This window comes from Ulvibacterium marinum (assembly GCF_003626755.1).
In the GTDB taxonomy this organism is placed as follows: domain Bacteria; phylum Bacteroidota; class Bacteroidia; order Flavobacteriales; family Flavobacteriaceae; genus Ulvibacterium; species Ulvibacterium marinum.
In genome coordinates this window covers 299,674-315,124 of the sequence record NZ_RBCJ01000005.1, presented here as the reverse complement: position 1 = coordinate 315,124, position 15,451 = coordinate 299,674, and the positions used below count along the sequence as shown (strand labels likewise).

General features: G+C 41.3%; 9 protein-coding genes and 2 tRNA genes. 7 read left to right on the top strand and 4 right to left on the bottom strand.

Annotated features, from left to right (window positions below):
* Window positions 1–77: 77 nt before the first annotated feature.
* Window positions 78–1,628, top strand: coding sequence for an NAD(P)H-hydrate dehydratase (locus D7Z94_RS22565; protein WP_120713895.1), 1,551 nt, complete (start codon window positions 78–80; stop codon window positions 1,626–1,628).
* Between the two features lie 25 nt (window positions 1,629–1,653).
* On the opposite strand, the gene D7Z94_RS22560 is transcribed toward D7Z94_RS22565, so the two are convergent.
* The gene (locus tag D7Z94_RS22560; protein WP_120713894.1) at window positions 1,654–2,055 is read right to left on the bottom strand and encodes an STAS/SEC14 domain-containing protein; all 402 of its coding nucleotides are present in this window, start codon (window positions 2,053–2,055) and stop codon (window positions 1,654–1,656) included.
* A 201-nt stretch (window positions 2,056–2,256) separates the two neighbouring features.
* Window positions 2,257–4,806, bottom strand: a complete 2,550-nt coding sequence (locus D7Z94_RS22555) for an ATP-dependent Clp protease ATP-binding subunit (RefSeq protein WP_120713893.1) — start codon at window positions 4,804–4,806, stop codon at window positions 2,257–2,259.
* A gap of 259 nt (window positions 4,807–5,065) precedes the next feature.
* On the opposite strand from D7Z94_RS22555, the gene gyrA reads away from it, so the two are divergent.
* Together gyrA and D7Z94_RS22545 are read left to right on the top strand one after the other, a co-directional pair.
* Window positions 5,066–7,603 carry a DNA gyrase subunit A gene (gene gyrA, locus D7Z94_RS22550; RefSeq protein WP_120713892.1) on the top strand — a complete coding sequence of 846 codons (2,538 nt, stop codon included), beginning with the start codon at window positions 5,066–5,068 and terminating at the stop codon, window positions 7,601–7,603.
* A 33-nt stretch (window positions 7,604–7,636) separates the two neighbouring features.
* Window positions 7,637–8,899, top strand: coding sequence for a tetratricopeptide repeat protein (locus D7Z94_RS22545; protein ID WP_120713891.1), 1,263 nt, complete (start codon window positions 7,637–7,639; stop codon window positions 8,897–8,899).
* A 53-nt stretch (window positions 8,900–8,952) separates the two neighbouring features.
* Here D7Z94_RS22545 and D7Z94_RS22540 read toward each other — a convergent pair whose 3' ends face one another.
* Window positions 8,953–9,705, bottom strand: coding sequence for a C40 family peptidase (locus D7Z94_RS22540; protein ID WP_120714063.1), 753 nt, complete (start codon window positions 9,703–9,705; stop codon window positions 8,953–8,955).
* A gap of 22 nt (window positions 9,706–9,727) precedes the next feature.
* Window positions 9,728–10,906: an acetyl-CoA C-acyltransferase gene (locus tag D7Z94_RS22535; RefSeq protein ID WP_120713890.1), complete on the bottom strand. Its 1,179-nt coding sequence runs from the start codon at window positions 10,904–10,906 to the stop codon at window positions 9,728–9,730.
* Window positions 10,907–11,023: 117 nt separating this feature from the next.
* On the opposite strand from D7Z94_RS22535, the gene D7Z94_RS22530 reads away from it, so the two are divergent.
* The 4 genes from D7Z94_RS22530 to D7Z94_RS22515 all read left to right on the top strand — a co-directional run bounded on the left by D7Z94_RS22530 (window position 11,024) and on the right by D7Z94_RS22515 (window position 15,139).
* A complete protein-coding gene (locus D7Z94_RS22530; RefSeq protein ID WP_120713889.1) occupies window positions 11,024–13,072 on the top strand; it encodes an HD family phosphohydrolase in 2,049 nt (682 codons plus the stop codon).
* Window positions 13,073–13,216: 144 nt separating this feature from the next.
* Window positions 13,217–13,300, top strand: a tRNA-Ser gene (locus tag D7Z94_RS22525).
* A gap of 289 nt (window positions 13,301–13,589) precedes the next feature.
* Window positions 13,590–13,664 (top strand) — tRNA-Pro (locus D7Z94_RS22520).
* 227 nt (window positions 13,665–13,891) lie between these two features.
* Window positions 13,892–15,139: a site-specific integrase gene (locus D7Z94_RS22515; protein WP_120713888.1), complete on the top strand. Its 1,248-nt coding sequence runs from the start codon at window positions 13,892–13,894 to the stop codon at window positions 15,137–15,139.
* Window positions 15,140–15,451: the final 312 nt, after the last annotated feature.

The window sequence follows — 15,451 nt, the reverse complement described above, 5'->3', positions numbered from 1 at the left end:
AGTACTTTTAGCAACCCAATCAAATGTTCGGATCAATTTTTATGGAATTGACAATTTTAAACAAAAACCTTTATTGAATGAAGATTTTCACTGCTGAACAAATCTATTTGGCGGACAAATCCACAATTAAGAATCAGCAAATTTCCAGTGCAGAGCTTATGGAAAGGGCGGCGACGGGAATTTTTGATTGGATACATAGGCGTATGCAGGGTGCCCAGGTAAAAATTCATTTATTCTGTGGCATCGGCAATAATGGTGGCGATGGTATTGCCGTTGCAAGACATTTGCAAGATCATGGTTACAATATTGGTGTTTATGTAGTGAACTACAGCAAAAAGCGATCCCAGGACTTCCTTGTCAATTTGGAGCGGTTGAAGGAAAGAAAAATATGGCCCGTTTTTTTGGAGGAAGGGTCCGAATTTCCAGGGATTGGACGGGACGATATTATCATAGACGCAGTTTTTGGAATAGGTTTAAATAGAAATCCTGATGATTGGGTCGGTAGATTAATACGGCATCTAAATGATTCGGATGCTTTTATTCTCTCCATAGATGTACCTTCCGGATTATTTTTGGATAGGGGAGTAGGGGAGAGTAAAGCAGTAGTCAAGGCCAATTATGTGTTGAGCTTTCAGGCGCCCAAGTTGATTTTTTTCCTTCCCGGCACCGGAATCTATAGCAATAACTGGGAGGTATTGGATATTGGTTTAGATCCTAGTTTTATGGCATCTACCGAAACGGATTATGAACTTATAGGAAAAAATGAGGTACTGCCCTTATATATTCCCAGGGAAAAATTTTCACACAAAGGGACCTTCGGCCACTCTTTGATTATCGGTGGAAGCCATGGTAAGATCGGGGCGGTCACCCTTGCTGCAAAGGCCTGCCTTAAGGTTGGAAGCGGCCTGGTTACGGCCTATGTACCGCAATGTGGATATATTCCTCTACAGACTTTTCTTTCCGAAGCCATGGTCATAACCGATGAAGGAGAGAAGTGTATTGAGCATTTGGATTTTGAAATTGAACCGACCGTAATAGGGATAGGTATCGGTTTGGGCGTCTCGGATAAAACGGTAAAAGCGTTTTCAGATTTTTTGTCGAAGAATGAAAAACCCTTGGTTATTGATGCGGATGGATTGAACATTCTTTCCAAGCATAAGGAGTTGATTGGAAAAATACCCGCTCAAACCGTCCTTACGCCTCATCCCAAGGAACTGGAAAGGTTAATAGGCACTTGGAAGGACGATTTTGATAAACTTGTAAAGGCGAAGGCTTTCTCAAAGAAGTATGACTGTGTCCTGGTTATAAAAGGGGCCCATACCATTACTATTTACAAGGACAAGGGATATATAAATTCCACAGGTAATCCTGGAATGGCCACAGCTGGGAGCGGCGATGCACTTGCAGGAATCATAACAGGCTTGATCGCCCAGGGATATGAACCATTATCCGCTGCAGTATTCGGTGTTTACCTGCATGGTAGGGCGGGGGATATTGTTGTCGAAAAAATAGGGTATCAAGCACTTACCGCTTCGGATATCATAACACATATGGGTGAGGCTTATTTGGATTTGTTCACCAGACCTGAAAACAAATCGGAACGTGCCTCTAAAGAAAGAGAAGAATAAATAAAGGAAACTTCAAGGAAAGACTCTATTTTGCTTTTACTCTTTGCCTAACCCAGGTCAGGGCATTATTAAACTCTATAAAGAACTTCATTGGTTTTTTGTAGAAAAGTTTTTCTATTTTAAAATTGTGCATATCCACTTCCTTTACCGAAACTATGGCGAAGGCCTTTAGATTTTCCAATTCCCTCAAGTAATTGTAAATAGTGGGGTCTATGGCATAGGAATGTTTCCGTAGACTGATAAAGCCAAAATTTTTCCCCCTAAAATGAATTTCCGATATTCCAATAATTTGATAGGCGCGCTCCAGTGTCAATGTAGCCCCCTCGTCAAAAATGGATACCATATAATTATCGTACACCTGCACTTTTCCAATCTCCAATTGATACTCTCTGACAATAACTGTCTTCTTTGGCTGTCCCACTTTCATTACGTATGTTTAATAGTGTCTGGAACGAAAGTAGATGTAAGCCTAGATTTTCTATAAAAAATTAGATTAAAGGCTCAAATATCGTTTATATTGCTTTTCAGGGGTATTTTACGTATTTTATTTCCTACACCCTTGATTAAGGGTCATAAAAAAAGGAGTCATACTGTATGACTCCCTTATCCAAAATTTACTATCTATTCTTTAGGTTTTTGAAGATTTTTCCGCCTTTTTGATCGTTATTGTCAGTTCATCATTCTTTTTGTCCAAATCCATTTGGATACTATCGCCCTCTTCCAATTTGGAGTTGACAATTTCCTCGGCCAGAGCATCTTCTATATACTTTTGAATGGCCCTTTTCAAAGGTCTGGCTCCATATTGTTTGTCAAATCCTTTTTCAGCTATATAATCCTTGGCCTTTACCGAGAGCTTAAGATTGTAGCCTATATCTTTTATTCTTGCAAACAGCTTGTCCAACTCAATATCGATGATTTTGTGAATATGCTCGCGCTCCAACGGATTAAATACAATAACATCGTCTATACGGTTAAGAAATTCAGGAGCAAAGGCCTTTTTAAGGGCACTCTCTATTACGCTTTTATGATGACTGTCCTCCTGGGCTTTTTTTGCCGCGGTTCCAAAACCAACACCTTGTCCAAAATCCTTTAACTGTCTGGCACCGATATTGGAAGTCATAATGATAATGGTATTCCTGAAATCTATTTTTCTGCCGAGACTATCGGTCAAGTAACCATCATCCAGTACTTGCAATAACATATTGAATACGTCCGGGTGTGCTTTTTCAACTTCGTCCAGTAGAATTACCGAATATGGCTTTCTTCTAACCTTTTCCGTGAGCTGTCCACCTTCTTCATAACCGACATATCCCGGAGGTGCTCCTACCAATCGTGATATGGCGAATTTTTCCATGTACTCGCTCATATCTATTCGAATAAGCGCGTCTTCGGAATCAAACAATTCCTTGGCCAATACTTTGGCCAATTGTGTTTTACCCACTCCGGTCTGCCCCAAGAAGATAAAGGAACCAATTGGTTTATTGGGATCCTTAAGTCCGGCCCTATTTCGTTGGATAGCCTTGGCCACTTTAGCTACTGCTTCATCCTGGCCAATCACATTGGCTTTTATCAATTCGGGCAATTCGGCCAACTTGTTACTTTCTGTTTGGGCTATACGATTTACAGGGATGCCACTCATCATGGAAACAACATCTGCCACATTGTCTTCGCTCACCGTTTCTTTGTGTTGCTTGCTATCTTCCTCCCACTTTTCCTGAGCAGTGGCCAAATCCTTTTCTAATCGCTTTTCATCATCCCTTAATTTGGCGGCCTCCTCATATTTTTGTTTTTTGACTACACTATTTTTAAGCTCGCGGACGTCCTCCAATTGTTTTTCCAGTTCCAATATCTGTTTAGGAACATCCATATTTACAATATGCACTCGTGATCCTGCTTCATCCATGGCGTCAATGGCCTTGTCCGGAAGGAACCGATCTGTCATATAGCGATTGGTCAGCTTCACGCAGGCAATAATGGCCTCGTCTGTATATTCTACATTATGGTGATCTTCATACTTTTCTTTGATATTCTGAAGAATCTCAATAGTCTCTTCCACAGATGTAGGCTCAACGATAACCTTTTGGAAACGTCTTTCAAGTGCACCGTCCTTTTCAATATATTGTCTATACTCGTCCAAGGTGGTGGCTCCAATACATTGAATTTCCCCTCGGGCAAGTGCGGGTTTAAACATATTGGAGGCATCTAAACTTCCAGTAGCTCCACCAGCACCAACTATAGTATGAATCTCGTCTATGAAGAGGATAACGTCGTCGTTCTTTTCAAGTTCGTTCATTACCGCCTTCATACGCTCTTCAAACTGACCTCGATATTTAGTGCCGGCTACCAAGGATGCCAAATCCAAGGTCACAACACGTTTGTTATATAATATGCGGGATACTTTCTTATTTATGATGCGAAGTGCCAGACCTTCCGCAATAGCACTTTTTCCTACTCCAGGTTCCCCTATCAGAAGGGGGTTGTTTTTCTTACGCCTACTTAAAATCTGGGATACCCGTTCTATTTCCTTTTCTCTACCTACTACGGGATCAAGTCGGTTTTCCTCCGCCAATCGGGTAAGGTCCCTTCCAAAATTGTCCAGAACCGGAGTTTTGGATTTTTTGTTCCCTTTTTGTCCAGAAGAGGTTCCAAAGGTGCTCTCTTTTCCTTCGGCGGCATCATCCGAGTCACTTGGAAATGATTCGGAAGTGGGTGCATCCACAATATCATCATCACTGGTAATCATGAATTTGAATTGCTCCTTTACCCCATCATAGTCTACTTTTAACTTGTGAAGAAGTTTGGTAGTGGGGTCGTTTTCATTGCGCAAAATGCACAATAACAAATGTGCCGTATTTATGGAAGAACTTTGAAAAAGCTTGGCTTCAAGAAATGTTGTTTTTAGTGCCCGCTCCGCCTGTCTGGTCAAATGCAGATTTTTTTTGTCTTTTTGTATGCCGCTAGGGTTCGGATTGGAGGGACTTAGAATCTCGACTTTTCGTCGCAAATGGTCCAGGTCTACATCCAAGGCGTCCAATATGCTGATGGCTTTTCCATTCCCATCACGCAAAAGTCCCAACATCAAATGTTCGGTACCTATAAAGTCATGCCCGAGTCTTAATGCTTCCTCTTTGCTGTAAGCAATCACATCCTTGACCCTAGGTGAAAAATTATCATCCATAGAAATTTTCTTTCATCTATAAAATTAGTAAATCTAGCCTTATCTCGGACAAATACCGTACCTATATTCGATAAACTAGTCCTAAATGACGAAAAAAGCATTGATTTACAAAATAATTAACAGGGTAATTATCAACGAAAAGAGGGGGTGAAAGTGTTGATAAATAATTGAATAAAGTCTTTTGGATATGCTTTAAAAGCCTCTATTTTCCGTATATTGGCATGCTTTTTTGATGAACTAAAACAACAAGATTTTAATAATGGCGGAAGGAGAAAAATTGATTCCTATCAACATTGAGGACGAAATGAAATCTGCCTACATTGATTATTCAATGTCGGTCATTGTGTCACGTGCCTTACCCGATGTCAGGGACGGTTTAAAACCGGTACACCGAAGGGTGTTGTACGGCATGCATGAACTAGGGGTCAGATCTAATAGTTCCCATAAAAAATCAGCTCGTATTGTCGGGGAGGTTTTAGGTAAATATCACCCACATGGCGACACCTCGGTTTACGACACTATGGTTCGGATGGCACAAGAATGGAGTCTTCGCTATATGTTGGTAGACGGTCAAGGAAATTTTGGTTCCATAGATGGGGATAGTCCGGCTGCAATGCGTTATACGGAAGCTCGTATGCGTAAAATTGCGGATGAGATGTTAGCGGATATCGATAAGGATACAGTGGATCATCAACTAAATTTTGACGACTCCCTGGAAGAACCTACCGTACTCCCGACACGCGTACCCAATTTGTTGGTGAACGGGGCATCAGGTATTGCCGTGGGAATGGCTACCAATATGCCGCCCCATAACCTCTCCGAGGTGGTAGATGGAACGGTTGCCCTTATAGACAATCCGGAAATAGAGATTGATGAGCTTATCACCCATATTAAAGCACCCGATTTCCCAACAGGGGGAATCATTTATGGTTATGATGGTGTAAAGGAGGCCTTTCATACAGGTCGGGGAAGGGTAAAGATGCGGGCAAAGGCTAATATTGAGGAGGTCCAAGGCAGGGAATGTATCGTGGTCACCGAGATTCCATTTCAAGTGAACAAGGCGGATATGATTAAGAAGACCGCTGATTTGATCAATGATAAGAAAATAGAAGGTATTTCCAGTATTCGTGATGAATCCGACAGGAAGGGCATGCGTATAGTATACATTTTAAAGCGTGATGCCATTCCCAATATCGTATTGAACACGCTTTACAAATACACGGCATTACAATCTTCCTTTAGTGTAAATAACATAGCCCTTGTAAACGGGCGACCGCGACTGCTCAACGTTAAGGAAATGATCCATTATTTTGTGGAGCATAGGCATGACGTGGTGGTGAGGCGCACAAAGTTTGAGCTTAAAAAAGCAGAGGACAGGGCCCATATCCTGGAGGGTCTCATTATAGCCTCTGACAATATAGATGAAGTCATCGCCATTATCCGTGCATCTTCGAATGCCGATGAAGCCCGGGAGAATTTGATGGAGCGGTTTAAGTTGACGGAAATCCAATCCAAGGCCATTGTAGAAATGCGCTTGCGCCAACTCACAGGTCTGGAGCAAGATAAGCTGCGCTCCGAATACGATGAGGTAATTAAGACCATTGCAGATCTTAAGGACATTCTGGACAAGAAGGAAAGAAGGATGCAGATTATCAAGGACGAGCTTTTAGAGGTAAAGGAGAAGTATGGGGATGAAAGAAGGTCGGAAATTAATTTTGCGGGAGGGGACTTGAGCATTGAGGATATGATTCCGGATGAGCAGGTGGTCATTACCATTTCACATGCCGGTTACATCAAGAGAACCCCGCTGACGGAGTACAAAACCCAAAATAGGGGCGGCGTTGGCCAAAAAGCATCCTCCACAAGAAACGAGGATTTTCTAGAATATCTCTTCGTTGGGACCAACCATCAATATATGTTGTTCTTTACCCAGAAAGGAAAATGTTTTTGGATGCGGGTCTATGAAATACCAGAGGGAAGTAGAACTTCTAAGGGAAGGGCCATACAAAATCTCATAAATATTGAACAGGACGATAATGTAAAGGCATTCATTTGTACCAGGGACCTTAAGGATGAGGACTATGTCAATAGCCACTATGTGATAATGGCTACTAAAAAAGGAACTGTAAAGAAAACCTCCCTGGAACAATATTCCCGACCTAGACAAAATGGGATCAACGCTATTGGTATCCGAGAAGGAGATGAGCTTTTGGAAGCCAAGCTTACCACAGGGACCAGTCAGATCCTATTAGGCCTAAAATCCGGTAAGGCCATACGGTTTGAGGAAAGCAAGACTAGGCCCATGGGTAGAAATGCCTCCGGGGTAAGGGGTATTACTTTGGCCGATGATACCGATGAGGTAATCGGTATGATTTCGGTTCATAATTTTGATGAGGATATCTTGGTAGTCTCCGAAAACGGTTATGGAAAACGATCTAGTATCGATGACTATCGGATTACCAATAGGGGAGGAAAAGGTGTAAAGACCATCTCCATTACCGAAAAGACGGGAGGCTTGGTAGCTATTAAAAATGTGTCAGATTCGGATGATTTGATGATAATCAATAAATCCGGTATCGCCATCAGAATGGGTGTAGAGGATTTAAGAGTAATGGGAAGGGCCACACAGGGTGTTAAACTCATTAATCTTAAAGATAACGATTCCATTGCGGCCGTTGCCAAGGTAATGAAGGATGAAGATGAATTGGATGAAACGGACATCCTTGATATTGAGGTAAATACAGAAGATGGCACGGCTCTTGATAATGGAAGTCCCGAAGAATCAAAAGAGGAATAATCAATAAACACTAATAATTTAATTAATTCAAAAATGAAAACTAAGGTCATATTAATGGCGGCCATGTCCTTTGCATTGGTCGGATTTGCTCAGAAGAGCGAGATAAAAACCGCGGAGAAGGCTTTAAAGGGTGGTGACGCCGTTGCTGCAAAAACTGCCTTGGACGGTGCTTCCGGAATGATTTCCGGAGCGGATGAAAAAGTACAGGCACAGTATTATTTTTTAAGGGGGAAGACCTTTGCGGACTTAGCTAAAAAGGGAGATAACAGTGCCTTTGATGAAGCGGTTTCTTCCTTTCAAAAGGTGATTGAAGTAGAAAATGCGAGTAGAAAGCTTAAGTACACTAGTGAAACCCGGCAACATTTGCAGGCGATAACTGCAGATTTAGTGAACTCTGCCGTGGAAGATAATGGTAACAAAAAGTTCAAGGAAGCAGCGGAGAAGTTATATATGGGTTATAAGATTAGCCCTCAGGATACTACCTATCTTTATTATGCCGCCAGTAGTGCGGTAAATGGAGGCCATTATGAGATGGCCTTGGAGTATTACGATGAACTACAAAGTATAGGTTATGATGGAGGTGGTGTGGTTTATAAGGCCACAAACGTTTCTACTGGAGAAGTCGAGGCCATGGACAAGGTGCAGCGTGACCTTATGGTTAAGTCAGGATCATACAAAGATCCCATAGATGAAAACACTCCTTCAAAAAAAGCAGAAATCGTTAAGAATGCTGCTTTAATTTATACTCAATTGGGACAAAATGACAAAGCGGTCGAGGCCTTTCAGAAAGCCAGGGCGGACAATCCGGATGATGTAAACCTTGTCCTTAGCGAGGCGAATCTATATTATAAGATGGGTGACAAGGACAAGTTTAAGACCCTCATGGCGGAAGCTGCCGATATGGCTCCCGATAATGCAGATTTGCACTATAATATTGGTGTAATCAATATGGAACAGGGTAATTTGGAAGAAGCTAGAGTTTCCTATAAAAAAGCCTTGGATATTAATCCAGGCTATACCAATGCACAATTGAATCTTTCCACTACCTACGTAAACGAGGGTAATGGCCTTATAGATGAAATGAATTCATTGGGGAACTCCAAAGCGGACATTGCCCGTTACGAGGAGCTAAAAGAGAAAAAGGATGGCTTGTTTAATCAAGGCGCCAATGTTTTGGAAGAAGCATTGAAGTCAAATCCGGACAATCAAGGTATTTTAACGCAGTTGAAGAACATCTATGGCGCCATGGGCGACAACGATAATTTTATGAGAGTCAAGAAGTTGTTAGGGGAATAGGAACATCCTAACATTCTCCTTGAAAAAACCCAGGTTGCATGACCTGGGTTTTTTTATATAATCTTTTTGATTACTCTAAGATTATGTGTATAATTTCCCATATCGGTGTTGAAAATACCGGTATGGTCCAATCTATCCAGACGTACCTTTCCATGAACATGAATAATGTAGTTGTTTTTCATGATGATGCCCACATGGAAAATTTCTCCTTCAGCATTATCAAAGAAGGCAAGATCCCCAGCTTCGCTCTCCTCTATAAAACTTAAGGCAGCACCTTGCCCTGATTGTCCAATGGCACTTCGGAACAATTGATACCCACAAAGCTTATAAACCAATTGGGTGAATCCGGAACAGTCCAAACCAAAAGGAGTTTTGCCTCCCAATAGGTATGGCGCATTAAGATACATCAATGCGGTACTCACGATATTGGATTTTTCCATTTTACCCTCCATACAAACCCCATCAAAAATATGAGGTAGGGTAGGCGTACTTACAATACAAGATCCCAATACCACGGGGATAAGAGCAGAATTTTCCTGGATTAAATAAGAGACCAGATCTGAACTGTATTTCGGAGTTTCAAAGGCATCGATTTCTTTATATTCCGTTTCATCAATTAGGGAAATCTGGTTATTGCTTACCCAACCTTCGCATCCATCAAAAGCATTGCGGATTTTACTCCATAGTTTTCTTCGTTCCAAAACTTTGAAGTGTTCGCCATATAACAATTGGGAAATCATTGGTGAAGTATCTTCCGCTGCGGATTTCACGGCGACTATACTAAGATGGCAAATACCGTATTGCATAGGCATTGAGCGGTAAGGCTGATTAATTTTTTCTTTCCAAGATCATTGCTGAAGCACCTCCACCGCCGTTGCAAATGGCCGCGGCTCCAATTTTGCCATTTTTTTGCTCCAAAATATTGAGCAAAGTAACCAGTATCCTGGCCCCTGAACATCCCAAGGGATGACCTAGGGAGACAGCTCCTCCATTAACATTGACATTAGTATCCGTTAGCCCTAATAATTTCATATTGGCCAATCCCACAACGGCAAAGGCTTCATTAAATTCGAAATAATCAACATCATTGAGGGATATGTTTGCCCTATCCAATGCTTTGGGGAGGGCTTTGGCCGGGGCCGTGGTGAACCATTTTGGTTCTTGGGCTGCGTCGGCATACCCTTTTACGGTGGCCAATGGTTCTATATTTAGTTCCTTTGCCTTGTCCGCACTCATTAAAACTAAGGCAGCTGCACCATCATTGATGGTAGAGGCATTGGCCGCGGTCACGGTACCATCTTTGGAGAACGCTGGCCTTAAGGACGGGATTTTTTCCATCCTTACATTTTTGTATTCCTCATCTTCATTGACCAAAATGGGTTCACCCCTGCGCTGAGGTACTTCAACTGGAATTACCTCATTTGAAAACCTACCTGATTTCCAGGCCTCTTCAGATCTCTGGTAGGATTGGATGGCAAAGGCATCCTGGTCCTCTCGGCTAAATCCGTATCGGGAAGCACAGGAATCAGCGCATACGCCCATGGCATTCTGATCATATACATCTACCAAACCATCCTTCTGCATTCCATCTACCAAAGAACTAGGGCCAAATTTCACACCATTTCGCATATGTACGTAATGTGGGATAAGACTCATATTCTCCATGCCTCCGGCAACAGCTATTGAAATATCGCCTAGGGCAATGGCCTGCGCGGCTTGCATAACGGCTTTCATGCCTGAAGCGCAAACCTTGTTTACGGTAGTACAGGGAACAGTGTCCGGGATACCGGCAAAAATAGCGGCTTGTCTTGCTGGGGCCTGACCGGTACCTGCCTGTACCACATTGCCCATGAGTACCTCTTGAATCAGTTTGGGGTCGAGTTTGATTTTTTCAAGTGCACCTTGAATGGCATTGGCACCCAATTTCGGCGCGGTAATCGTTGATAAACTACCCATAAAGCTTCCAATGGGCGTCCTTACTGCAGATACTATAACAACCTCCTTCATAACGGGAATTCTTTGCTGTTGCGAAATTAAGAAATTAAAGCGCAACACTATAGTTTACTTTTTCAAAAGACTCATGATGAATTTATATTTTCTATTTTTGATATAGATACTTGCCGCATGCGAAAATTCCTGGACAAACTATATAAAAACCAATCGCTTATTTACAAGTATTTTCTATACTTCCTCTCAATATTTTGTATTGTTTTTTTCTTTCCCAAAGGAGGAAAGTTTAAGTATGAATTTCAAAAAGGCAAGCCGTGGCAATATGAAAACCTATATGCCCCGTTTGATTTTTCAATCCAGAAAAGTATTGAAGAAATTGAGCAAGAAAAAACCCGGATTAAAAACGCTCAAATAGATTACTATCGGTATGATCAAGCTATTGTGGATGTAGTGTATGAGGAATTTGAGAACCAGTTTCAAAGCGTTTTCTCCAAAGAACGGTTTACCGAAGATCAATTGCCTACGCTAAAGGAAACAGGGAAAGAAATCCTAGGGAAGCTTTATGAAAACGGTATTGAAAAGAAGACGAGCAAAGATAGACCTGGCAGGTATATTTATTTGGTGAAAAATAACGAGGCCGAACAAATTTATGTTAATGATCTGTACCGGTTACAAGGAGTTGAAGAAGCGACCAGATCGATTCTGGACAATAAGGGCCTCTCGGACTTTTACTCTTTTTTCCAAGACCTTTTATTCGACCTTATTAAACCAAATGTATCCTACGATGAAAACCTTTCTAGAAGGGCTTTGGATGAGGAGCTTTCCAGTATATCATATACCAGGGGAACAGTTGATGAAGGAAAATTGATAATTGCCAAAGGCGAAGTTGTGGAATCCGATAATTTACAACTTCTAAATTCTCTAAAGGAAGAGTATGAATCGGAACTTTGGACAGATAGCAATCAGTATTTTATTCTTTTTGGATATACCATCCTAGTGGCGCTTGTGTTAATGATGCTGTTCCTTTTTCTTAAAAAGTATCGGAAGCACATTTTTGAAAATAACACCAAGGTTACCTTTATTTTCTTCAATATCCTATTAATGGTGTTTATCACCACATTGATGGTAAAGTATAACGAGGCGTATGTTTTTGTAGTTCCGCTTTGTATTTTACCACTTATCCTAAAGACCTTTTTTGATGCACGGTTGGGACTTTTTGCCCATGTATTGACCGTACTCATCCTTGGTTTTGTGGTGCCCAACAGTTTTGAATACATTTTTTTACAAACTATAGCCGGCATTGTGACCATATTAACCGTATCCGAATTGTACAAACGGGCCAACCTGTTTATTTCCGTTAGCCAGATTACTTTAATATATATCATTGGCTATCTGGCCTTTCATATTATACATGAGGGTAATTTGGACAACATTGCCTGGTTTACCCTTGGATTGTTCCTGTTAAATGGTATGATTACCCTTTTCGTTCAACCTTTGATTTACATTTATGAAAAAATCTTCGGGTTGGTTTCCGATGTGTCATTATTGGAACTTTCCGATACCAATTCTCGTTTATTGAAGGAGCTGTCCAATAAAGCTCCGGGTACTTTTCATCATTCCCTGCAAGTGGCAAATTTGTCCGAAGCGGCGGCTAATGAGATTGGTGCCAGTGCCATGTTGGTAAGGGTAGGTGCCTTGTATCATGATATCGGGAAAATGAACAATCCTACGTATTTTACGGAAAATCAAGTTACCAATGTAAATCCGCATCATGATTTGTCCCCAAAGGATAGTGCAAAGATTATTATTGATCATGTCATTCACGGGATAGAGATTGCCCGTAAGAACAATTTACCAGATAGAATAATCGATTTCATACGTTCCCATCATGGAACTACTTTGGTCTATTATTTTTTTAAGAAGCAACAAGAGTTATCAGGTGAGATCAATAAAGATGATTTCAAATATCCCGGGCCGACCCCTTTTTCAAAGGAAACTGCAATCCTTATGATGGCAGATTCCGTGGAGGCCGCTTCAAAAAGTCTTAAGGATCCCACATTTCCTATAATAAATGAGTTTGTTGACAAGATAATTGCCGGGCAAATGCAGGCCGATCAATTCCTTAATGCCAATATTACCTTTAAGGAAATAGAGATGATCAAAAAAGTTTTTAAGCAAAAGTTGACAAATATCTATCATTTAAGAGTAGAATATCCGGAATAATTGTAGGGATAAACTAGGTAAAAAACTAACAAAAATAGTTGCGTTCCATCCTTTGAAGAATTACATTTGCACCCGCCTGAATGCAGAAAATTTTTTCGGCGGGCAGGTCCGCATTTTAGAGGATGTGGAACAAATTGAAATTTTGGAGAGGTGCCGGAGTGGTAACGGAGCAGATTGCTAATCTGTCGACGCGCAAGTGTCGCCTGGGTTCGAGTCCCAGTCTCTCCGCCTTCGTCGGCCTGAGCCATTGAAAGCGAAGGCCGACTTTTAAATTAGGAAGGCCAACTTTGGCGGATAGACTCCGCCCGCCTGCCTGACGTCAGGCAGGGTTCTCGGACTACTTTTGAGGGTAGTTGGCTTTGGAATTTGAGATTTGAAGTATTGAAATTTACACCATACGGGGTGTAGCCCGCCCAAGCTAAAGCCATGGCGGATAAACTCCGCCCGGAATCGCGCCACGGCGCTCCTTTCCCTTTTTGGGATTTGGAATTTGAAGTATTGGAATTTTTACACCACTCGGGGTGTAGCGTAGCCCGGTTATCGCGCCTGCTTTGGGAGCAGGAGGTCGCAGGTTCGAATCCTGCCACCCCGACTTAACTATTTTCATATAGTTGCATAACGTTGCAAATCACCTGATTTGCAACGTTTTATGTTTTTAGGGGTATCAAATGAAACCTCATGAAACCATAAGAAAACACCACTCTGGTGTCCAAATCGGGAATTGCTTACCATAGTATTTTTTGTACATTGAAGTAGCTTTAGAAGGTATTTAACCCTGTGTTCTTTACCATTTGATTTATTAATTTAAAGCTATGTAATATGTTAGAAAACAGTAGATTATCAGTCGTTTTTGTCGCACGAAAGCACAACAAGGAGACAGGGAAGCTAAGACTTTATGCGCGGGTCACTGTAGATGCCAAAAGAGCGGAATTTAGTCTAAATCGGGAATTGGCGGTGTCCCTTTGGGACGAAAAACGCAAAAGAGGAAAGGGATTTTCAAAGTATGTGATTTCCTTAAACAAGTATCTGGATCAAGTTTTTACCGGACTGCATGAAGCCCATCGACAACTTTTACAAGAGGATGTTTACATCACCTCTGCGGCGATAAAGGCGAGGTTTCTTAAAGAAGACGACCGAGGTAAGAGCTTATTGGATTTGATTGCCTACCATAATACCACCATGGTAAGTGTACTAAGACCCGGAACGATGAAGAATTACTATAGCACCGAACGCTGTATCAAGGAGTTTTTAGCGGAAGAAAGGGGAGTTGAGGATGTACCGCTTAAAAAACTCAATTATGGCTTCATCGTTGACTTCGAACAATACATTAGGAAGTACAAACCGGCTACCCGTATGGGCTGTGCCAATAACGGAACCATGAAACACATGGAACGGCTAAAAAAGATGTCAAGGTTGGCCGTAAAGTTGGAATTGCTGGAGAAAGACCCTTTTATTAATTTCAAATTGCGGTTTGAAAAAGTGGAACGCCAATTTTTAACGGAGCGGGAGTTGCAACTCATCGAAGAAACCGCGTTTAAAGTACGAAGTACCCAACATATTAAAGACTTATTTGTTTTTGCCTGTTACACAGGCCTTTCCTTTATTGACGTGCAGGAGTTAAAAGCTGACCATTTGGTAAAGGGCATGGATGGTAGAGATTGGCTTTATACCAAAAGAACTAAGACCGACGAACCTCTAAAGATTCCCTTGTTGCCAAAGGCGAAGGAAATCATCGATAAGTATAAAGAGGACCCTGACTTATTTGAGAATGGCAGATTGCTACCCATGTATAGTAACCCAATGATAAATCGGACATTAAAGGATATTGCCAAAGTTTGCGGTATTCGTAAGAAGGTAACCTTTCATGTGGCACGTCATACTTTTGCAACTGCCATAACCCTTTCAAATGGAGTGCCTATTGAAACTGTTTCTAAGCTATTAGGGCATACCAAATTATCTACTACTCAAATTTATGCAAGGGTGGTTGAAAAGAAGGTAGGGGAGGATATGCAGAATTTGATGGTTACGATGAAGAGAAAGAATTATGGGGCCGAGGAAGTTTCTTAGTTTATACTATTATTGTCTTGCATGGTAATGCTTTGTTTGGGTTGAGCAAAATATATAGCAATGTACTTTCCTTAAATTTTTCTTCTAGAAATTTTCTTCTCAAAAGGTGATGAAATACTTATCAGCTAACCGATGGTAAGAAGTGAGGCAAAGCGCATGCAACATTATATTACAGCAAGTTTTAATTTTATTGCGGATTTCCGTAATTGATTACTTGTTAATTTCCTATATTTAGAAACTCCAATTTTCTTACCTACAAAACCTATTTTTTAGCATATTTCAAGACATTATAATTGAAATGTTTTGATAGCT

Excerpts from the sequence above, each read along its gene's own strand:
- D7Z94_RS22565 (WP_120713895.1), top strand. The coding sequence starts at position 78 with ATGAAGATTTTCACTGCTGAACAAATCTATTTGGCGGACAAATCCACA.
- D7Z94_RS22560 (WP_120713894.1), bottom strand. The coding sequence starts at position 2,055 with ATGAAAGTGGGACAGCCAAAGAAGACAGTTATTGTCAGAGAGTATCAA.
- D7Z94_RS22555 (WP_120713893.1), bottom strand. The coding sequence starts at position 4,806 with ATGGATGATAATTTTTCACCTAGGGTCAAGGATGTGATTGCTTACAGC.
- gyrA (WP_120713892.1), top strand. The coding sequence starts at position 5,066 with ATGGCGGAAGGAGAAAAATTGATTCCTATCAACATTGAGGACGAAATG.
- D7Z94_RS22545 (WP_120713891.1), top strand. The coding sequence starts at position 7,637 with ATGAAAACTAAGGTCATATTAATGGCGGCCATGTCCTTTGCATTGGTC.
- D7Z94_RS22540 (WP_120714063.1), bottom strand. The coding sequence starts at position 9,705 with ATGCAATACGGTATTTGCCATCTTAGTATAGTCGCCGTGAAATCCGCA.
- D7Z94_RS22535 (WP_120713890.1), bottom strand. The coding sequence starts at position 10,906 with ATGAAGGAGGTTGTTATAGTATCTGCAGTAAGGACGCCCATTGGAAGC.
- D7Z94_RS22530 (WP_120713889.1), top strand. The coding sequence starts at position 11,024 with ATGCGAAAATTCCTGGACAAACTATATAAAAACCAATCGCTTATTTAC.
- D7Z94_RS22515 (WP_120713888.1), top strand. The coding sequence starts at position 13,892 with ATGTTAGAAAACAGTAGATTATCAGTCGTTTTTGTCGCACGAAAGCAC.